The 20,863-nt window shown below is 66.0% G+C and carries 16 protein-coding genes; 6 read left to right on the top strand and 10 right to left on the bottom strand.

What is annotated here, in order from left to right:
• Positions 1-27: 27 nt before the first annotated feature.
• The gene (locus K1X74_15680) at positions 28-1,509 is read right to left on the bottom strand and encodes a leucyl aminopeptidase (GenBank protein ID MBX7167772.1); all 1,482 of its coding nucleotides are present in this window, start codon (positions 1,507-1,509) and stop codon (positions 28-30) included.
• Positions 1,510-1,598: 89 nt separating this feature from the next.
• On the bottom strand, positions 1,599-2,642 hold the full coding sequence (locus K1X74_15685; protein ID MBX7167773.1) for an SMP-30/gluconolactonase/LRE family protein: 1,044 nt from the start codon (positions 2,640-2,642) through the stop codon (positions 1,599-1,601).
• 173 nt (positions 2,643-2,815) lie between these two features.
• Between K1X74_15685 and K1X74_15690 the strand changes: the two genes are divergently transcribed.
• The gene (locus K1X74_15690; protein ID MBX7167774.1) at positions 2,816-4,243 is read left to right on the top strand and encodes a PQQ-binding-like beta-propeller repeat protein; all 1,428 of its coding nucleotides are present in this window, start codon (positions 2,816-2,818) and stop codon (positions 4,241-4,243) included.
• Between the two features lie 168 nt (positions 4,244-4,411).
• Here the strand turns inward: K1X74_15690 and K1X74_15695 are convergent, their stop codons facing one another.
• The 5 genes from K1X74_15695 to K1X74_15715 form a co-directional block, all read right to left on the bottom strand.
• Complete coding sequence (locus tag K1X74_15695; protein ID MBX7167775.1) at positions 4,412-5,215, bottom strand: enoyl-CoA hydratase/isomerase family protein; 804 nt, start codon at positions 5,213-5,215, stop codon at positions 4,412-4,414.
• Complete coding sequence (locus tag K1X74_15700) at positions 5,212-6,279, bottom strand: Ldh family oxidoreductase (protein MBX7167776.1); 1,068 nt, start codon at positions 6,277-6,279, stop codon at positions 5,212-5,214. Before K1X74_15700 ends, K1X74_15695 begins: the two co-directional genes overlap by 4 nt.
• Before the next feature lie 36 nt (positions 6,280-6,315).
• The gene (locus tag K1X74_15705) at positions 6,316-7,209 is read right to left on the bottom strand and encodes an alpha/beta hydrolase (protein MBX7167777.1); all 894 of its coding nucleotides are present in this window, start codon (positions 7,207-7,209) and stop codon (positions 6,316-6,318) included.
• Between the two features lie 13 nt (positions 7,210-7,222).
• Complete coding sequence (locus K1X74_15710; protein ID MBX7167778.1) at positions 7,223-9,121, bottom strand: ABC-F family ATP-binding cassette domain-containing protein; 1,899 nt, start codon at positions 9,119-9,121, stop codon at positions 7,223-7,225.
• Between the two features lie 110 nt (positions 9,122-9,231).
• On the bottom strand, positions 9,232-9,963 hold the full coding sequence (locus K1X74_15715; protein ID MBX7167779.1) for an ester cyclase: 732 nt from the start codon (positions 9,961-9,963) through the stop codon (positions 9,232-9,234).
• A 253-nt stretch (positions 9,964-10,216) separates the two neighbouring features.
• Here K1X74_15715 and K1X74_15720 point away from each other — a divergent pair, with 253 nt between their 5' ends.
• Complete coding sequence (locus tag K1X74_15720; protein MBX7167780.1) at positions 10,217-10,903, top strand: DUF1080 domain-containing protein; 687 nt, start codon at positions 10,217-10,219, stop codon at positions 10,901-10,903.
• A gap of 12 nt (positions 10,904-10,915) precedes the next feature.
• Here the strand turns inward: K1X74_15720 and K1X74_15725 are convergent, their stop codons facing one another.
• Genes K1X74_15725 through K1X74_15735 form a run of 3 tightly spaced genes read right to left on the bottom strand, consistent with a single transcriptional unit; the run spans position 10,916 to position 16,241 of the window.
• Positions 10,916-11,959 carry an extracellular solute-binding protein gene (locus K1X74_15725; GenBank protein ID MBX7167781.1) on the bottom strand — a complete coding sequence of 348 codons (1,044 nt, stop codon included), beginning with the start codon at positions 11,957-11,959 and terminating at the stop codon, positions 10,916-10,918.
• Positions 11,960-11,989: 30 nt separating this feature from the next.
• Positions 11,990-13,792 (bottom strand): adenylate/guanylate cyclase domain-containing protein, encoded by a 1,803-nt coding sequence (locus K1X74_15730; protein MBX7167782.1) that lies wholly within the window; start codon positions 13,790-13,792, stop codon positions 11,990-11,992.
• A 46-nt stretch (positions 13,793-13,838) separates the two neighbouring features.
• Positions 13,839-16,241, bottom strand: coding sequence for a serine/threonine protein kinase (locus tag K1X74_15735; protein MBX7167783.1), 2,403 nt, complete (start codon positions 16,239-16,241; stop codon positions 13,839-13,841).
• A gap of 209 nt (positions 16,242-16,450) precedes the next feature.
• Here K1X74_15735 and K1X74_15740 point away from each other — a divergent pair, with 209 nt between their 5' ends.
• From K1X74_15740 to K1X74_15755, 4 genes are all read left to right on the top strand, one after another.
• Entirely contained in the window at positions 16,451-17,671 is a 1,221-nt protein-coding gene (locus tag K1X74_15740; protein MBX7167784.1) for an efflux RND transporter periplasmic adaptor subunit, read from the top strand.
• Positions 17,672-17,682: 11 nt separating this feature from the next.
• Positions 17,683-18,819: an ABC transporter permease DevC gene (gene devC / locus K1X74_15745; GenBank protein MBX7167785.1), complete on the top strand. Its 1,137-nt coding sequence runs from the start codon at positions 17,683-17,685 to the stop codon at positions 18,817-18,819.
• 35 nt (positions 18,820-18,854) lie between these two features.
• Positions 18,855-20,015: an ABC transporter permease DevC gene (gene devC, locus K1X74_15750; protein MBX7167786.1), complete on the top strand. Its 1,161-nt coding sequence runs from the start codon at positions 18,855-18,857 to the stop codon at positions 20,013-20,015.
• A partial coding sequence (locus tag K1X74_15755) for an ATP-binding cassette domain-containing protein (GenBank protein ID MBX7167787.1) occupies positions 20,012-20,863 on the top strand: 852 nt, incomplete at its 3' end. The genes devC (K1X74_15750) and K1X74_15755, both read left to right, overlap by 4 nt.

Below are 20,863 nucleotides of genomic sequence, written 5' to 3' on the forward strand. Positions count from 1 at the left end.
CGGCTTTCGCCGATGTCGTGGTCCGGTCTAGCTGACCGGCTGATAGTTTCGCGCCAATTCGACCAGGGTACGGACGAAGCAGCCGGTGCCGCCGGCGTCGAGCCAGGGCTTGGGCGATTCGAGAAACGCCGGGCCGGCGATATCGAGGTGCGTCCAGGGCGTTCCGGCGACGAATTCCTCGAGGAATTTCGCGGCAGCGATCGCGCCGCCCCAACGTCCTTTGCCCACGTTCTTGATGTCGGCCACATCGCTTTTGATGTCCTCGCCGTACTCGGCAAACATGGGCAATTGCCAGGCCGGCTCGCCACAGCGCCGGGCCGCCGCCAGCACGCGGTCGCACCAAGGTTGATCGTTGCTCATCGCGCCAGCGACGTGCGGTCCGAGCGCCACGACGCACGCCCCGGTCAACGTGGCCAGGTCGACGATGTGCCCTGCCCGCTGCTCGACGGCCACCGACAGGACATCGGCCAACACCAGGCGGCCCTCGGCGTCGGTGTTGTGCACCTCGATCGACCGGCCGTTGCGGGCCCAAAGCACGTCGCCCAGCTTCATGGCCCGGCCGCCCGGCATGTTTTCGACCAGGCCCATCAGTCCGACGACGTTGACCGGCAGTTTGAGCCGCGCAATGGCCTGCACGGCGGCGAGCACCGTGGCGGCGCCGGCCATGTCCATCTTCATGGTCAGCATCGACTCGCTGGGCTTGAGCGACAAACCGCCCGAGTCGAACGTGACGCCCTTGCCGACGAGTGCCAGCGGGCGCGCGTCGTTGCCCGCACCGCGATAACGCAGCATGACCAAGCGCGGCGGGCGTTCGGAGCCGCGGGCCACGGCCAAAAGCGCGCCGCACCGCTCGGCTTCGAGACGCGCCTGGTCCCAGGTTTCGATCGTCAGGCCGCATTCCTGCGCGACCGCGGAGGCACGGTCGGCAAACACCTCGGGGTACAGCTCCTGCGGCGGCTCATTGACCAGCCTGCGGCAGAGATTCATGGCGTCGCCGAGCACCTGGCCGCCTTGCAGCCCGCGCTCGGCGTTGGCGGCGAACAGCAGCCTGGCCGGTGCAAAGGTCTTCTTCTCTCGCCGGTACAGGTCCTGGCCCTGAGCCCCCGCGAGTGCTCCGGCCACGGCGCTTTCGGCCAGGTCCGGCGGCGCGAGATCGGCCAGATACACGCCAACGGTTTGTCGTGCACGAGCGGCGAGCTGCCGGATGGCAGCAGCCGCTGCCCGAAACGCCGTACCCCGGTCGAAGTTTTCGCGGGGTCCGAGGCCGACGACCAGCACTTGTGCCGCGCGGATCCCCGTGGGCGCCAGCAACGGGACCAACTCCAACGGCTTGCCGGAGAGATCGCCGCCTTCGATCAGCCGAGCAAGCGCGCCGCCCGTGGCGGCGTTCATGGCCGCGGCGGGGCGGTCGAATTGCTTGTCGTCGAACAGGCCGACGACGACGCAGTCGGCCTCAAGCGTGGTCGGGGATTCTGAGGTGATCTCAACAGCGGGGCGAACAGGCGGCATCGTTGGGCAATCTCACGGAGATCGGCGCGAAGGACAGGTGACAGCGGCAGCAGATTTCGATCTTGTCGGGGCCGGCGGCACGGGCTGCGCTACGGTTGGGGTTCGTAGACGTGATACCCCGGGTGCTTGAGCCGCGCGCGGTACAGCCCGTATTTCTCGTTGCCCGTCGCGGGATGCCTCGTACCGGGAACCGACGCAGTGACGTACAGCGTGGCCGACTCGTCGCCGCCGCCAAAGTCGCAATTGGTCGGAGTGCCGGGCACCGCGGCAAAGGCCAACGGCCGCCCGTCGGGGCTGAAGACGTAGATGCCCGAATCGCTCCCCTGCCCCGCCGTCGCATAAATGTTGCCTGCGCGGTCGATGGCCATGCCGTCGATGCCGCGCTGCTGCGGCTGAAACGTGTGGAGCACGCGCTTGTCGGCGAGCGTGCCATCGGCACCGACGGCGAACGCCGTCAGTTGCTTCTTGCCGCCCGCGGCGCTGTTGTTGTCGGCGATATAGACCGTCTTGCCGTCGGGCGCGACGAGAATGCCGTTGGGCTTTTCAACGTCGCGCGTGGCCACCTTCACGCTGCCATCGGGCGCCACGAGGAACACGCCCTCGAAATCCAGCGCGCGCGGTTCGCTGCCGACATAACGCGGATCGGTGAAGTAAACGCGGCCTTGTTGGTCGATCGCCAGATCGTTTGGGCTGTTGAACCGTTTACCGTCGAACTGATCGGCGAGCGTGCGCTTGACCTGGAAAGCAGGCGTCGTCACGGGCCCGGTCTTCGAGATACAGCGGTTTCCGCCCGTGTTCGCGCCTTCGCAGGCGACGAGGCAGCCGTCCGGGCTGAAAGCGAGTCCGTTGGCCCGGCCGCTGGGGTGAAAGTAGGCGTCCACCCGGTTCGTCTGGGGATGATAGATGTAAATCGTGTCGCCGATGTCGGAGAACATGATCGAGTTGCCCATCGCCAGCGTGGGGCCCTCGGTAAACTCGCCTTCTCCCCAGAGCAGTTCGAACTTGGTGCCAGGGGGCACAAATTCGTCCTGGGCCTCGGGGGTGAATCCGGCCGGCCAGTCGGCCTGCGCCGCGGCAATGGCCGAGCCGCTCAGGGCGGCGCCCAGGGCCATGACGATGAAAACTCGCGACATGCACATGCTCCTTCCCGAGACGCGTCGATCGTGGCAGCGTGGCGATATCGTAAAGGCACGCAGGCCGATTGCCAATTTTTGAAGTTCGGGCCCGTGGTCGCCGTGCCCGGTGTCGATCGACCGCGCTATCGAGTACAACGGTCGGCACCGCAAATCGAGGAGATCATCGAGCGATGAGACGTATTGTCCTGGCGCTGGCCGTGGTGCTGCTGGGGTGGCCGATCGGCGCCGGCCGAGGCGAAGATTGGCCGCAGTTCCGTGGCCTCAACGGCTGTGCACGCAGTACGAGTTCGGCGCCGCTGCCGGACGAGGTCGGGCCCGAGAAAAACGTCGCCTGGAAAATCGAACTGCCGCCGGGCATCTCGTCGCCGATCGTTTCGGGCCAGCAGATCTTTCTGACCACCGAGCGCGACGAGCGATTGTTTACGGTGGCCCTGGATCGCGCCACGGGCCGGATGCTGTGGGAGGCCGAAGCGCCGCACCAGGGCCTGGAGAAGGTCCACACGATTGGCAGCCATGCCCAGTCGACGCCGACGGCCGATGGCGACGTCGTGGCATCGTTCTTCGGGTCGTGCGGACTGTTCGTCTACGACCTCGGAGGGAAGCTGCTGTGGAAGTTGCCCATGGGGCCCTTCAAGAACGATTTCGGGGCCGGCAGCTCGCCGCTGCTGGTGGGCGAGCGGCTTATCCTGTGCCAGGATCACGACACCGACTCGTTCCTGATGGCCCTCGACAAGCGGACCGGCCAGATGTTGTGGCGCGTCGGTCGCGACGAATTTCCGCGCGGTTATGCCACCCCCGTCCTCTGGAACAACGACGGGCACACGCAGATCGTCGTGCCGGGCACGTTGCGGATCGTGGCGTACGACCTCGAAACGGGTGCCGAGGCGTGGACGATCACGGGCGTGGCACGGATCGTGAACATGTCGCCCTCGGTTGGCCCAGACGGCACGCTTTTCATCCCGACCTGGTCGCCGGGTGCCGATCAGGAAGATCGGATTCACGTCGAGCCGTTCGAAGCAACGATCGCCGACGCCGATCGCAACGGCAATCAAGCGTTGGAACTCGACGAGGTGCCGGATGGTCCGCTCAAGCAGCGTTTCGATCAGATCGACCGCGACAAGAGCGGCCAGATTACGCAGGTCGAATACGAGAGCATGCGGCGCGTGTTCGACGAGGCCAAGAACGTCATGGTGGCCGTGCGTCCCGGCGGTCACGGCGATATCACCGACACGCACGTCACCTGGCGCTACGACCGGATGTTGCCTTATGTGCCGTCGCCCGTGCTGGTCGACGGATATCTTTTCATGGTCAAGAACGGCGGCATCGTCTCGTGTCTCGACGCGGCCACGGGCAAGCCGGCCAAGCAAGGCCGGGTCTCGGGCACGGCAAACTATTATGCCTCGCCGGTTTCGGGCGACGGCAAGGTGTACCTGTTCAGCGAGCGCGGCGAGGCGACCGTGCTGGCGGCCGTGCCCAAATGGCGCGAGCTCAGTACCGCGCAGCTGGGCGAGTCGATCATGGCTACGCCGGCGATCGCCGACGGCCGGTTGTACGTGCGCACCGCGGGGCACCTGTACTGCTTTGCGCGACCCGAATAGCTCGTCGCGCCGGGCGTAGCGCCGGTTCCCAACCGCTTCGATCGGCGCGAGTCGAGTCGCGAGCGGGGGCGCCGTCGCCCGGCTGAAACAAGCCGACGTCGAACCGGCGAATCCGCCGCAAGGTTCTGTGCGCCGATGCTGCTTCGACGGCCGCCGCGGCTCGCCGCATCATTTGCCGCGAAAGTTGGCCGGTCGTTTTTCGAAAAAGGCCGCAATGGCCTCGGCCAGGTCTTCGCTGGTGATGAGCTGGCTTTGGGCCATGCGCTCCAGGGCCATTTGCGAAAGCCGATCGAGACCGGAGCCTTGATCGACGATCGTCTTGGCCAGGCCGACGGCCAACGGGGCGTTCTTCATGATCTGCTCGGCAAGCTCCGTGGCGGCCGCCAGCAATTGTGGAGCGGGCACGACGCGGTTGACCAGGCCCCAACTGAGCGCCTCTTGGGCGTCGATGGCGCGGGCCGTCAGGAGCATATCCTTGGCGCGTCCAGGGCCCACCAGGCGCGACAGGCGCGTCGTGCCGCCGACGTCGGCCACGAGGCCCATACGCGACTCGGGAATGCTCAAGCGGCAATCGTCCGCGGCCACGCGGAGATCGAAACACAGGGCCAGTTCGAGCCCCATGCCGATCACCTGGCCATTGAGCGCGCCGATCACGGGCACTTCGGTGGCCTCGATGTCGTTCAAGGCATGCTGCAAGTCGGCGGCCAGGCGTCGCAGCCACCGCGCGGGGTTCACGTCGCCCGCTTCACCGCGCATCTGGCCGAGGCTCAGCACGTCGATGCCGGCCGAAAAGATCGGACCCTCGGCATGGACGATCACGGCGCGCACGTCGCTGCGCGCGTCGGCCTGGCGTACGGCGGCGGCCAGGTCTCGAGTCATGTCGGCGGTCAGGGCGTTGCGCTTTTCCGCACGGCTCAACGCCACGTAGAGAATCTGTTTTTCGACCCGGGTCGTGACGTGCGTACCGCTCACGAGGATTCCTTTGCGAGAAGGGGTGGTTCGATGCCGTGCTGGGCAGCTAGCTCGAGCAGGCCCTGCCAGGTCTTGTCCGCCAGCGGGATGCCGTACTCCAAACGCTGCTGCCTGATCGCCGCGCTGCGCTCGCCGGGTAGGTCGACGTGCTCGACCCCAAGGCGCAACGGGGGCTCGTTGATCCAGGAGGCCAGGCGCTCGCTCTCGGCGGCCAGATGTTCCAACATCCCCCAGCGCGCCGGGTCCCAGACCGTGACGAGCACGTTGTTGCAGTCGACCTCTCCGGCGGGGGCGGGCGGACAAAACCCGCCCGACATTCCGGCCGCCAGCAGATCGACCATCAGCCCCAGACCGAAACCTTTGTACGCGGCGACCCCGCCCAGGGGAAGCAGCGTACCTGGCGGGTCGGCAAGCAGCACGTGTGGATCGGTCGCCGGATGGCCCTGCGCGTCTTGAATCCAGCCCTCCGGACAGCGCTGCCCCTCGTCGCGCCGGACGAGGATCTTGCCGTGGGCCACGACGCTCGTGGAGCTGTCAAAGACCACCGTGCGCGCGACGCCCGGAATGCCAAACGCCAGTGGGTTCGTGCTGATGCGCGGCCTCAGGCCACCGGGCGGCGCGACGTTGCGGCACACGCCATTGTCGTTGACCGCGATGAGCGAGACGAGACCATGCCGTGCGAACCAGTCGCAATAGTATCCCAATCGGCCGATGTGACCGCAGCGCCGCAGCGATCCGCTGCTGACCCCGGCTTGGCGCGCCATGGCCGCGAGCCGTTCGTTGAGCCGCTGCATCTGCACCGGCCCGAAGCCGAGTTGCCCGTCGACGTGCAGGACGGCCGGCGTGGCGGTGAGGACTTGCAAATCGGCACCGGGCACCAGCTCGCCGATGGCAACCTGTTGGGCGTATCCACGCAGGCGGATGACGCCATGCGAATCGTGCCCGCAGAGATTGGCATCGACAAGATGTTCGGCGACGAGGCCGGCTTCGTCAGGACCGAGTCCCAGGGCGGCCAGCAGCTCGGCTGCGAAAACACGGAGAGGCGTAACTTGAATCTGCGGCATGGGGTCGCCAGCAAGGTTGGATTGGAGCGGCGCGCGTCAGCCAATGTGCGCCTGGATGAAACGCCCGACGGCAGCCACGGCGGCTTGGGCCTCGGGCAACACCGAGGCGAAAAAGTGCCAGACGTGGATCATCTCGGGAAAGATTTCCAGCGTGACCTCGGTACCTGCCGCCCGAGCCCGTTCGGCGAGTCGAGTCGAGTCGTCGAGCAAGATTTCTGCGGACCCCACGTGGATCAACAGCGGCGGCAGGCCGGACAAGTCGCCCAACAGCGGCGATGCCGCCGGATCGTCGGCCGGATGGCCGGCGAGGTACAGATCGGCCATCCGCTGCAGCGCTGCGCGCGACAGCATGGGATCTCGATCGCCGACCGACGTGTAGGACTCGGCCGACTGCGTCAAATCGGTCCAGGGGGAGATCAGCACGCAGGCCGCGGGAAGCGCGACGTCTTCGTCGCGCAGCCGCTGGACGAGCCGCAGGGCCAAGGCACCTCCGGCGCTGTCTCCGCCGACGACGATCTGCCGGCCCTGAATGCCCTCGGCGAGCAGACCGCGATAGGCGGCCAGGGCGTCGTCGTGCGCCGCAGGGAACGGATGTTCGGGCGCCAGGCGGTAGTCGACCGCCACGGCCGTCGTGGCCGAGGCCCGGGCCAATTGGCTGATCAATTCGCGATGAGTGATCGGAGAGCCCAAGACGAACCCGCCGCCGTGCAGATAGAACAACACGCGGTCGGCCCGCGACTCGGGCAGGTGAAACCAGCCGACCGGCACTGGGCCGAGAGTGCCGTGGTCGAGGCGCAGGTCTTCCGGCGGAGAGGCCAGTGAAGAGCTGCGGACGAAATCGCGACGTAGCCGTTCGATCGGCGCTTGGTGATAGTCGGCCGGCCGGGCGCGAACGAACTGCAGCACGAAATTGAATTGCGGACTTGGCACGGGCAGGTACCGGCTACGAGTTCAGCTCGACGGCCTCTTCCCAGTGGGCGTAGAGCAGCGGCAGGGCCGCTTGCTGTTCGAGAAGTTCGGCATTCAGTTCCCGCACCTTGGCTCCCTGGCGCAGCGTGTCGGGATCGGCCAGCGCATCGTGAATGGCCTGGATACGGCCTTCGCGCTGGGCAATCTCGGCCTCAATCTCGGCCACCTTGCGATAAGGAAACTGCCGCTTTTTGCCAGGTGGCCTGGCCGCCCGCGTTTCGGTCTTGGGTTTGGCCGGGGCGGCTCGCCGCGGCTCGTCGTCGCTCGCGTGGGCCGCCAACTGGCTGAGGTGCAGATAGGTGTCGTAGTTGCCTTCGATCACCCGGACGCGTCCCCCTTCGACCGCCAGGATATGGTCGGCCACCCGGTTGAGAAAGTAGCGGTCGTGGCTGACGAACAGCACGGTGCCGTCGAAGCTGAGCAACGAACGCTCCAGCGCATCGCAGGCCCAAAGGTCGAGATGGTTGGTCGGCTCATCGAGGACCAGCAGGTTAACGTCGCTGGCGGCCAGGCGGGCCAGCGCCGCGCGGCTGCGCTCACCACCGCTGAGGCTGCTCACTCGTTTGAAGACGGCGTCGCCGACCAGGCCGAATCGGGCCAGAATGTCGCGGCGTTGCTGTAAGTTGAATTCCTTGCGCGGCGGCCGCACGGCCTCGACCACCTCGGTGTTCGGATCGAGCGTCGAGAGCAATTGATCGTAGTAGCCGATCGCCACGCCGGTGCCGAGGATCGCACGCCCCGCGTCGCAGGGCTCGGTGCCCAGCAGGCAGCGCAGTAGCGTCGTCTTGCCCGAGCCGTTCGGTCCGAGAATACCCCAACGCTGGCTGCGGAGGATGTCGAACGACACGTCGTTAAACAACGGGCGGCTGAATGCCTTGCTGAGATGTTCGGCACGAATCACGATGTCACCGCAGCGGGCCGCGGGAGGAAAGTTCATCACTGGCGCGGCGATTTCGCGCGGTGGGTCGACCCGTTCGACGCGCTCGAGCTTTTTCTTGCGGTCTTCGGCCTGCGCGTGCTTCTGGCCATAGTGATTGCGGCGGATGAAATCTTCGGTCTTGGCGATGTATTCCTGCTGCTTCTCAAACGTCCGCCGGGCCACCTTCAGCCGCTCCTCCTTGAGCTGCCAGTAGGCGGAAAAATTGCCGGGGTATGCGTCGACGGTCCCCTGGAACAACTCGAAGGTGCGGTTTGTTACTCGGTCGAGGAAGTAGCGATCGTGGCTGACCACGAGCAACGTCCGGTCGCTGTTGGCGAGAAAATCTTCGAGCCACCGCGTGGCTTCGAGATCGAGGTGATTCGACGGCTCGTCGAGCAGCATCAATTCGGGATCGTCGAGCAGCAGCTTGGCCAGCAGCAGCCGGTTCTTTTGTCCGCCGCTGAGCGTTGGCACTTGCTGCTCAAAGGTGCTGGACTGCAGTCCCAGGCCGTTCAAGATACGCTCGATCTTGTGGTCGAGGTGGTAGGCGCCGTGCTGCTGCAGCTCGTGGTGCAAGCGATCGTAGCGCTCGGCGAGTCGCTTGTGCTCGGTCGCGTCGGGTGTGGCCGCGAGGGCTGCTGCGGCCTGTTCCGCCTCGCGCAGCCGGTCGTGCCACACGCCCAGGGCGCTGGCTGCTTCTTCCCAGACGGTACGGTGCTGGTCGAACGTGGCATGCTGTTCGAGCAGCCCGAGCCGGGCTGTACGGTGCACTTCGACCCGGCCGGCATCTGGTTCCAAGCGGCCTGCGACGATTGACAGCAGGGTCGTCTTGCCCGCACCGTTGGGGCCGACCAGCCCGATCCGCTCGCCGGGCCGGATTTCGAACGTGCAGCCCGCCAGGACCGTTTGGCTGCCGTAGTGCTTCGTCACGTCGGCAACATCGAGCAGGATCATGGACGAATCGTGCGGACAGGGCGTAAGTAGCGGTCGAGACGATGGCGAACAACCAGTGCCGCTAGCCTAGTAGAACGCAAAGCGGGTATTCAAGGCAGTCGACCGGCAAGCTAGTGCTTGATCTCGATCCGGTAGACCCCGGGATGGCCGGGAAAAGTCGCCGCGATGATCAGCTCGCGGAATTCCCGGTGGGCCACGGCGGCCGAGAGCGATTCCTGGCTTTCCCACACGGTGATACTGACAAACGGGTACCAGGCGTCGTCGCCGACGCTGCGGTGCAGGCGCGCATCGAGAAACCCCGGCTGCTGTTTGAGCCAGCGAATGCGGCGATCCCACTGGTCCATGAACTCTTGCTCGCGCCCCGGCGCGACGAGGTAGGGGTTGATCACGCTCAGTGGTGCTGATTCGGAGTCGGCACTCGCGCGTTGCCGGCGATAATCGGCATGGCCCAGCTGGTTCCCGAAGCCGAGACGGTCGTAATAATTTTGGACGGCGCGAATCCGCTGGCCGTCGGTTTCGATCAAGGCCACACCGGGCAGGTCGAGCGCGCGTCCCGTGGCCGGATAGTCGCCCAAGGGGCCGGTGTTCGTGCCGCACATGCGATAGTGCAGCACCACGCGATCGGCTCCGCAGGGTTCGAGCAGGCCGACGTCGAAGCGAATGTCGGGCAAGCCGCGACAGGTGAGCTTGGCGTTCTGGGCCACGGCGAGTCCGCCGACAATCGGGTCGCGCAGCGAGGGGTCCTGGTACGCGCCGTGCTCGCCGAACAGGGCCGACATGGCCGCCCAATCGCGCTGTGCCCAAGCGTCGAGATACCGGCGAACGATGGCGACACGATCCATGCGGGCGCTACCCCCCCAGGAACTGCGCGGCCCGCTGTTGCCCCCGGCCGCGCAACAAGCAAGACAGGGTCCCGGCAGAATCTTAGCCGAGCGATCGCGCGGCGACCATCCGCCTGAGCCGGCAGGTCCACGGCGATTGCACGCCGTTCGGCTGCGCTGCATTTCTGGGGATGGACGGCCGCGCGCCGTAAGCAGAATATGGCACAATCGTCATCCCCGAACTTTCGCCGAACCATCCTTCCCGAGCAGCACGATGAGCATTTTTCGGTTCTCGCTGATTGGAACCCTGGCGCTGGCCCTGTGTGTACCGTCGCTCCACGCGGCCGACAACGAGCTGACCGCGGCCGAACAGGCCGCCGGCTGGCAGCTCTTGTTCAATGGCCGCGACCATACCGGCTGGTCGTGCAACACCGGCAAACCGATCGCGACGCCGATCGAAGACGGCTGCTTGCTGCCCTTTCAATCGGGGGGCTACATCATCGCCTACGAAAAGCCCTTCGGCGATTTCATCCTGAAGTGCGACGTCAAGATGAGCGACGGCGAGTGCAACTCGGGAATCTTTTTTCGCGTCGGCAACCTGAAGAACCCGATCTATACGGGCCTCGAAGTGCAGGTCTATGCGAGCCGCGACCTGGGCTATCACGACTTCGGGTCGATTTACGATCTGGCCAAGCCCTGGCACATGAATTGGAAGGACGGCGACTGGAACACAGTCGAAGTCACGTGCAAGGGACCGCTGGTCGTGGCGTCGGTCAACGGCGACGTGGTCTCGATGATCGACTGCGACGACTTTGCCGAACCCGGCAAACGGCCCGACGGATCGAAGCACAAGTTCATGAAAGCCATCAAGGACTTTCCGCGCTCCGGCTATCTCGGCTTTCAGGACCACGGCCACAAGGTCTGGTACAAGAACGTGAAGCTGTTGGAACTGCACGATTAACCACAGTTGGCGTCAAGGGCCTGAGAATTCGGCCCGGAGAAAGCCGGCCGCCTGGTCCCAGGCTTGGGCCGCGGCTGCAAAGTCGATTTGCATTGCGCGGACGGAGCGCGGCGAGGCCACGCGCGGATTGGGCGCGACTTGCGGATTCAACGGAATCTGGGCGCTCGCTCCAGCGGCCAGCCGCGCTTCGACGGCCGGGCTGAGCACGTAGTCGATCAGCCGTTGTGCGGCCGCGCGATGTGGGGCGCCGCGCAGCAGGCACACCGAGTTTGGCAAGAACAATGTGCCCAATTGGTCGGGGGCCTGGTCGGGATAGACGATTTCGACCGGCTGGCCTTGTTCGACCTCGATGATCGCGTCGTCCGTGTCGGTCAGGCCGAAATCGACCTGCCCGGAGGCGACGGCCTGGGCAACCTGCTTGTTGCCGGCCAGGATCTGCAGGCCGTTGGCGCGCAGGCGGCGAAAGAACCGTTCGGCAGAATCACGTCCCCAGGTGGCGAACAGGCAGGCCGCGTGCGTCGCCGTGGTGCCGAACAGCGGCTTGGCGATGGCGGCGCGGCCGCGCCAGCGAACGTCGGTCAAAGCCAGGATCGAATTGGGCCCCGCGCCGCGCTGGACCAGCTCGCGACGAACCAGGAGCACGCGCGCCCGTGCGGCAAAACCATGCCAACGCCCCGTCGGGTCGCGAAACGCAGCCGGGTATTGCTCGGCGCCCGGCGGCCGATAGACGTCGAGCAATCCGTGTTCTTGCAGGCGCAGCGTGTGCAGGATTTCGTTGTTCCAGAATACGTCGCAGCGCGGACGCGCGGCCTCGCTGATCAGGGCCTGGACGAGCCCCACCGTCTTGGTCGACTCGACGTCGTACTTCGCGGCGACCGGGATGCCGGTTTGGCGGGTGAATTCGTCGAAAACCGGCGCCGAAAACTCGCGGTCGAGCGCGCAGTAGACCACGACCGCTTCGCCCGAGCCCGCCGGGGCGACAAGCAGGAGCCAACGCGCGGCCAAGCCCAGGCCGATGAGTAACAGCGTCAGCACCAACCAACGTGAAATCTGCATAGGCAGGGCTCGCCAATCAACCGCGCGTCGTCAGGACTTGCTCTGCAGTTGAATGAAGCCGGACCAATCGGGCGGCACCTCGCGATTGTGCCGGGCGATGTAGACCATCAAGAAGTCCTTGGCCCGGTCGTCCGGCGGCACGTGGTGCAGCAACTGGTACGACTCGGCCCAGCGGCCGGCGAGCAACGCATCGAGCGCGGCCTCGTAGGCCGTGATGTGCTCGTCGGACAACCGCGGGTATTGGTCGGCAGGTGGCAGCAGCTCGCAAACCGTCAGCGAGCGATCGAGTCCATAGGGCTTGACGACCGCGAGCCGCCGACATCGCGCGACCTCGCGAGATACCTGCCCGCGCAGCACATCGCTCGTGATGTCGTCCATCAGGATCGGCACCTGCAAGATCTTGGTCATCCCTTCCAGGCGCGACGCGAGGTTCACGACGGGCCCGAACACGGTCACCTTGACCTGTTCCAGGGTGCCGATCTTGCCGGCGACGGCGCGGCCCGAGGCGATGCCGATTCCGACCTGAAACTTCGACAACGGATCTTCCGGCCGCCGGGCCGCGGCCTCGAATTCGGCGCGGATGGCCAACGCGGCGCGGCAGGCGCGCTCGGTGGCGTCGGCCTGCGCGAGCGGCCAGCCCCAGAACCCCATGGCTGCGTCGCCCTGGTAATCGCCGACCACGCCCCCTTGATCGAGGATGTGATGCGTCATCACTCCCAGCGCCAAGCTGACGCGATTGAGCAATCCCAACAGGTCGCCTTCCGACTGCTCGGCCCGGAGCGAAAAACCGCGCAAGTCGCAAAACAGCACTGTCACGTCGGTTTCGCGCGGCCGTAACACCACTTCGGGGTCTTCGCCGACCAGCGCATCGAGCACCGCCGGCGCGAAGAACTGGCTGAGCGACGCGTGCTGCCGCTGCATCCGCTTGACCTGCCGCAACGAACTCAGAATGGCCGCGACCAGCTCGGCGAACTTCAAGTCATCGCGCAGGTCGTTGGCATCCGACGGCGGCGTGTTGGTCGAGCCGATCGCCTCGTCGATAAACTGCCCGGCGACGTAAATGCCCAGCCCACGCCCTTCGATTTCCTTGACCGGGACGCAGAACGCCCAGTCGAAGTTTTCCATCATCGTCAGGGCCGTGACCGAGCCATCGCCGCTGCCGCCGCCGAGACCCCAGACGTGCAGCACGCTCTGCGCGCGCCGCACGGCCCGCAAGATCAGCCGCTCGCTTGGCTGAAAAGTCGTCCCGGTCGCGGCCCGGCGATCCCAATGCATGACGGACACGGCGGGCGTGCCATCGGCGGCAACCTCGACGTTAACCAGGGCCACGGCGCTGGCCCGCGCGACGCCGGTGAGCATCAGATTCACGAGCCGCACGTACAGCTCGTGATCGTCGGTGGCGCCGGAGATCACGTCGGGCAGGCGGCTGAGCACCTCGATGCGCTGATCGGCGTTGCGGAACTGGACGTGTTGCAGATATTGCGAGCTGAACGACTGCTCGCGCAACGGTTGGCGCAAGTCGAGCGAAACTTGTGCCCGATCGTCGGTCAGCGTGAACTTGGTCTGTCCGATGACGAAATGCTCGCCCGACCGCAATTCGAACCGGTTGGTCTCCTGTCCGCGGAGATAGATGGGGTTGCGTGACGTGGCCAGCCGTTCGACCGAGAGCGTGCCGTCGTGGTAGATGATCTCGGCATGGCGGCGCGAGATACGATCGTCCCAAGGGACGGCCCAGATGCCGGCGCTGCGGCCGAGCAGCAGTTTCTGGCCGACCGGCAACGGCCGGCGCCAGCGATGCTGAGGGTCTTTGCCCTCGGCGATCAGGTCGGCCACCTGAGACTCCCCTCGACGGATCGCACGACGATGCTTACTTGACGGATTAACTCTGCGACGCCGGCGACGGGTCTGCGCCGGTGCCGGGCGTCATACTGCCGCTGCCTAGCGTAGAGGCACTGCCCGTACGGAGCGAGCCCAAACCAATTGTACGCCGCAGCTTGCCGATCCAGCGCGATTGAGGCGCGTCGTCGAGCAGGATGATGGCAAAGCCCCACAGCAGCGTGACCAGCACCCCGACGACGCCCAATGCCGTCAAGCCCAGCCGCCGCAATCGAGGCCCGAGCGTGGCGATGGGGCGCGTAGCGGCCTGTTGGCGTTCCTGCACGATCACGGCCCAGCCCGTGTCGCGCATCTCTTCCGCGCGCTCGTCGACGATCACCGGCTCGACAGCCGCCAGCCAAACGCCCTGATACGTGCCCCCCACGGAATCGTAATACGTCGGCCGCAGCGCTAAGCGGCGCACTTTCTCGACCAGCTTCGGATCGACCGAGACCTGCTGCGGCAATCCGACGGGCGCGGGGGCGATCGTGTTGGCCGGCGCGTCGCTCGCGCTCGATTCGGCCTCTTGGCCCGACTTGCCGACCGATTCGGTGAGCGTGCCCTCCGGCGTGTCGGCCGCCGCCAGGTTGGAGAAGCTGCGCGCCTTGACGGCCTCGTCGGCACGTTGATTGGCAGCAATCAAGGCGAGTTTCAAAGGGCGTAGCTCTTCGATCCGGGCAATTTCGTCGTCGGTCAAATAGAGCTCGGGCGTGGGGCCGAAGTTGCCCCGCAGGTAGGCGGCGAGATAGGGGTGTTCGAGAATCGCCCCGCGCCTGCCGGCGGCGTCTTTGCGCGCGTCGACCAGCACGGCGACCTGGCCTTCGTTGGCCGTGTCTTCCGGGCTCAGCTCGGCAAAGCGTCCCAGCTCGATCGTCATGGCGATCACCCCCAGTACATGACGATCGGGCGTTTCCTTGGGTCCGCTCCAGACGCATGTGGAAAAGGCCACCATGCGGTTGTTAGTCGCGACGCTACGAAATACGTTCGAACGGTACGTCCGCTCGAGCGGCTTCAGATTGGGAGTGCCGGGCGGCAGGTCCTGGCCTTGGCCGTGAAAATAGTCGCGATAGGAGAAGTCGCGGTCGAGCGTCACTTTGTCGGCCGGGTAACGGGCAATCTGGATGCCTTTGCGGTCGGTGACGAACCAACTCGTGGCTCGTACCTCGGGATGCCGGACGGCCAAGCGGGTGAGCGCGTCTTGCAGGGCGCGCCGCGCGGGCGCCTCGATGGGCTGGTCTTGCGCCTCGCGCAACAGCTCGGTGAAATCCTCCTGCGCCGCTTGCTGCTCGATGATCTGCCAGCGGCGGTCGATCTGCCGAGCCACGGTTTCGGCGACGAACTGGGCGGCAAAGCGGTTGCTGTGCAGCGCTTTTTCGATGACCGCGGCCTGCGATTGGTCGATGGCGGCGCGAATGGCGTTCGAGGCGAAGAGCCAGATCACCGTCAGCAGCAGCACAGGCACCCCCGCGCCGAGCACCAACAGCGGCCGCTGGGCGCGGCGCATCCCGCGCAGATTGAGCGCGTCGAGTACGGCCTGGACGTTGGCGAATCGCTTATCGGGATCGACCGCCAGGCAACGCTCGATAATCTCGGCCAACGAGCGGTCGACGCCCGGCACTTTGCGGTGCTCGCGGGGTGGTGGCGATTGCTGGAGCATTCGCCGGTAGGTTTGCAATCGCTCCTCGAGTTCGCCGGCCGTACTCAGAGCGGTTTCCACATCGGCCGTTCGGTACGGCGCGTGACCGACGAGCATCGTGTAGAGCAATGCTCCCAGTGCGTAGACGTCCCAGCGGGCATGAGGCACCGCCCGCAGGTCGGCCTGCTCGGGTGCCATGTAGAACAGCGTGCCCAGCGAGGGTGTCTGATCGTGCGACAGGCGCGATTGGCCGAAATCGGCTAGCCGCGGATTGCCGTCGTGGTCCAGCAACACGTTGGCCGGCTTCAGGTCGCAATGCAGGATGCCCTTGCCGTGGGCATGCAGCAGCCCTGTGGCCACCTCGCGAAACAGCCGCAAGGCTTCATGCACGGGCAACGGGCCCTGCTTGGTCCGCTCTTCGAGCGCGCCTTGCGCCATGTATTCCATGACGTAGTAGGGCGGATCGGCGTCCCAGCCGACGTCGAGCAACTGTACGGCATAGCGGTCGGCAAACAGGAACCGCAGCTTCTCGACCTCGCGCGACAGCAGCGACCAATCGAGACCGCCGCGATGGGCATAAAACTTGATCGCCACCCGGCGGCCCGTGTTGCGGTTGGTCGCGGTCCAGACTTCGCCGAAGGCGCCGGCGCCCAAAAACCGCTCCGGCTCGTAGCCGGGGACGGTCGTGGGCGGGTGGTCGCGGGTCAGGCTCAGGTTCTGCGACCTGCCCCGGTCTTCCCGGTCTTGCTCGAGCGTGTGGTCGAGGGTCATCGCGAGAGGCAATGCTGCGAGATCACGGAGTCGGGGCCGGGCGGCGCTTGCGAGCAACGCGCGGGCGGTCCTCTGCCACTATACACGCTCCGGCTCGAGACCGACCAGCAACGTCTTGCCGTGCAAGCGTTTGGCGCAAGGTTCTCAGGCGCAATTCGAGAAGATACTCGCGTTGGCGCAGTGGGCTTGCAGGGATATCGTAGGGCGCGATGCCTGCTTCACAACGGCGAGAAACTTGGGAGGGTGCGGCGACTGCGCGGCTTGGATGCTGCGCGGCGCTGTGGGCTTGCGCCCTGGCCGCGGGCTGCTCGGGACGTCCGGCTCAGGTCGAGGCTCCGCGCGCCGCGGAGCAGCCCGTTCCGCAACGGATTCAGGCGCTCGGCCGGCTCGAACCGCGCGGCGGCATCGTCAATGTGGGTGGAACGACCGGCGACCGCGTGGCCAAGCTCGAGGTCCAAGCCGGAGACGAGGTCCGCGCCGGCCACGTGCTGGCCGTGCTCGACAGCTTCACAGTTCGCGACGCCCAGCGTCAGGCCGCGGCCGTCCAATTGGATGATGCACGGCGCAGGCTGGATACGGAGCTCGATTATGCCAAGCGCGCCCAGCAGGACGCGCAACTGGCCCGCGAACAGGCCCTGTTGGGCAAGACCGACGTCGAGGCCAGCGAGGCGCAGCTACGCGCGTTGACGGCTAGCCGCGATCAGGCCGTGCGCGATCTGGAGCGCCTGGAGAAAAGCGATCCGGAAGTCGTCTCGCAACAGGCCATCGAACACCAGCGCATGATGCTAAAAAGGGCGAACGAAGAGCTGGCCGCGGCACAATCGCAACATGCGAAGGTTCGGGCCAGCGTCGAGCTGGCGATCCGCGCGGCGGATTCGAAAGTGGCGACGGCCGAGAGCGCGTTGGCCCGCGTCGATGCGGCCGCAGCGATTCCCTCGCTCGAGGCGGCGCTCGCATTGGCCGAGGCCCAGCTGGCCGCTTCGCAGATCAAGGCCCCCGTGTCCGGCCGGGTGTTGAAGATTCTCACGCATCCCGGCGAGACGCTCGGGCAGCAACCGATCCTGCAACTGGCCGACACTTCGCAGATGGTGGCCATCGCCGAAGTGGACGAGACGGAAATTCGCTGGGTCAAGGTGGGGCAATGCGCCGAAATTCGCAGCCGGGCGTTTCCCAGCGACGTCGAACGGCTGACCGGGCGCGTCGTGTGGATCGGGCACACGGTGGCGAAGAACAGCCTGTTGATGCTCGATCCCACGCAAGTCCGCAGCGATGCCCGCGTCGTCGAGGTGCACGTGGCGCTGGATAGTCCCGCGGTGGCCGATCGGTTGATAAATCTGCAAGTGGACGTCGCGATTCTGGTGGCCGAACCGGCGCCAGGCGCGAAAGCCGAGATCTCTGTCTGGGAGCCACGCCCAGCGGCGCCACGCTAAGGAGCGATGCTTTGCTCCGCACGCCCCTGGCCTGGCTGAACCTGGTGCATGACAAGGCCCGCACCGCCGTGGCCTTGGCCGGCGTGGCCTTTGCCGTCGTATTGATCTTGATGCAGCTCGGATTTCTGGGCTCGGTCACGACGACGGCCACGATGATTTACGACCGGCTGAAGTTCGACGTGCTGTTGGTGTCAACCCAATACATCGATCTGAGATCGGCGGGCACCTTTCCCCGGCGGCGGCTGCAACAGGCAGCGGCGACCGAAGGAGTCGAGCGCGTCGAACCGTTGAACCTGGGCTTCAGCGTGTGGCGCAATCCCGAGACGCTCAAGGACCGCTGGATCTTGCTACTGGCGCCGCGCGACGGCGCGGAAACATTTGCGCTCGCGTACGACGAACGCCCGCCCTATGAAGCGCTCGCGCGGCCGGACCAGGTGCTCATCGATCGCCGCAGCCGCAAGGAATTCGGTCCGCAAGCTGCCGGCGTCGAAACCGAGGTGGGCGGCCAGCACATGACCATCGCCGGGCAATTCACGCTGGGCACTGGCTTTGCCGCCGACGGCGCGATCATGGTCGGGCCCGAGGGTTTTCTGCGGCTCTTGCCCTATCGCCGTGCCGAGACGGTCAACTTGGGGTTGATCCAGGTCGACGAGCGGTCGTCGCCCGAGGCCGTCGCCGCGCGGCTACGTGCGCGGCTGCCCGACGACGTGCTCGTGTATACCCGCGAGGCGATTAACGAGCGCGAGCGGCATTTCTGGCTCACGACGACCTCGGTCGGCACGATCTTCGGCCTCGGCGCGGGAATCGCAGTGCTGGTCGGCGTGGCAATCGTGTACCAGGTGCTGTCGAGCGACATCTCGAACCACAAGGCCGAGTATGCCACGCTCAAAGCGATGGGGTACGGTCCGCGTTACCTGTCCGGGATCATTCTCCAGCAGGCGGCCATCTTGGGCGTCGTCGGGTTTGTGCCCGGAATGTTGATCGCCTGGGGCGTGTACTCACTGGCCAACGTCGTGGCGAACGTTCCGATCGGCATGACGCCGGCGCGGGCCGTGTCGGTGTTGATCATGTCGGTGGTGATGTGTGGGGTCTCGGGCCTGGCGGCGCTGCGCAAGGTGCATGCGGCCGATCCGGCCGACTTGTTTTGAACGCGGCGAAGCGCAGGATAGAAAATCGAGCGGCGATGTTGCGGCGAACTCCCCTGGCCTGGAAAAACCTGACGCACGATCCGCGGCGACTGTTGATCGCCGCGGTGGGCATCGGTTTTGCCGTGCTGCTGATGACCACGCAGCTCGGGTTCTTGAACGCTATGTCCGACAGCAACGTCGAGCTGCTCGTCAAGCTGCGGGCCGACATCGTGCTGCGCAGCGGCAGCCGGTATACGCTGGCCCAGCGCAAAGGCTTTCCGCGCCGGCGGCTGGCGCAGGCCGCCGCGGTTCCCGGCGTGGTGGTCGCGTTGCCCTTGTATCTCGAACAGAATCTGTCGGTGTGGCGCAACCCAGCCGATGGCATCGATCGTGCGATTCGCGTGATTGGCGTCGACCTGGATCAAGAGCTGCTCGAACTCGACTGGCAGCCGGAGGTGCGCGACGCCCTGCGACGCCCGTTCACCCTAGCAAGCGACCGGCGTTCGAAGCGCGAGTTCGGCAACCTGGCCCCCGGGGCGGTCTCCGAGCTATCGGGCCAGCGGGCGGAGATCGTCGGGCAGTTTACGCTGGGCACGGACTTTCTGGCCGACGGCAGCCTGCTCACGAACCAGGACAACTTCGAGCGTTACTTTCCGCTGCGCAATCCGGACGGCGAAACGCTGGACGATGTCGACCTGGGGGTGGTGCGCGTGGCCGCCGACGCCGACCCGGACGAGGTCCTGGCCCGCTTGCGGCACATCTTGCCGGCCGACGTCGAAGCGCTGTCGAAGGACGCCATCGTGGCCGGCGAGCGCGAGTTCTGGCGCAAGAGTACGCCGATCGGCTTCGTCTTCGGGCTGGGCACGGCCATGGGGTTCCTGGTCGGCGTGATCATCTGCTACCAGGTGCTCTATACGGACATCGCCGACCACATGGCCGAGTTTGCCACGCTCAAAGCGATGGGCTATCGCGCGCGGTACTTCTTGCAGCTCGTGCTCGAAGAGTCGGTGCTGCTGTCGCTCTTTGGCTTTCTTCCCGGCATCCTGGTGAGCCTGGCCGTCTTCGGCTGGCTGGGCGACTGGACCGGGCTGCTGATGCGACTCACTCCGCCGCGGATGGCGACGGTGCTCGCGCTGACGATGCTGATGTGCATGGCCTCGGGGATGTTAGCGTTGCGAAAACTCATGGCGGCCGACCCGGCGGAGCTGTTTCGATGACCGATTCGTTCCTGGCACGATCGGCGGGCGGAGCGGGACCGCCGCTGCCTGCGCAGCCGCCTGTCAACGGCAACTTTTCGGTGGTCGTGCACGCGCTGAACCACTTTTTCGGCCAGGGCGAACTGCGCAAGCAGGTCCTGTTCGACAACGAGCTGCAGTTGCGGGCGGGCGAGATCGTGATCATGACGGGGCCGTCCGGCTCGGGCAAAACGACGTTGCTCACACTGATCGGCGGCCTGCGCACTGTGCAGCAAGGCAGCCTGCAAGTGGTCGGACAGGAAATGTGCGGGCTCGACGCCGAGGGGCTGGTGCGCGCCCGGCGCGGGATTGGGTTCATTTTTCAAGCGCACAACCTGTTCGGCTCGCTGACGGCGTTGCAAAACGTGCGCATGTCGCAGGAATTGACCGAACTGCCGCGCGCCGAGGCCGATCAACGGGCGGTCGACCTGCTGACCACGCTCGGACTGGGCCACCGCATTCACTACAAGCCGGCCCAGCTTTCAGGCGGCCAGCGGCAGCGCGTGGCGATCGCGCGGGCCCTGGCGAATCGGCCACGGCTGATCCTGGCCGACGAACCGACCGCGGCGCTCGACAAGCAGTCGGGCCGCGACGTCGTCGACTTGCTCAAACGCTATGCCTCGGAGCACGGCACCACGATCCTGATGGTGACGCACGACAATCGCATTCTCGACGTCGCCGATCGCATCGTGAACATGGTCGATGGGCGGATCATCTCCGACGTGGTCGTGCGCGAGTCGGCAGCCATTTGCGAGTTCCTGCAAAAGGCCGGGGTCTTTCAGGGGCTGACGCCCAAGACGCTCTCCGAAGTGGCCGACAAAACGCGGCTC

Source organism: Pirellulales bacterium (assembly GCA_019694435.1).
GTDB lineage: Bacteria > Planctomycetota > Planctomycetia > Pirellulales > JAEUIK01 > JAIBBZ01.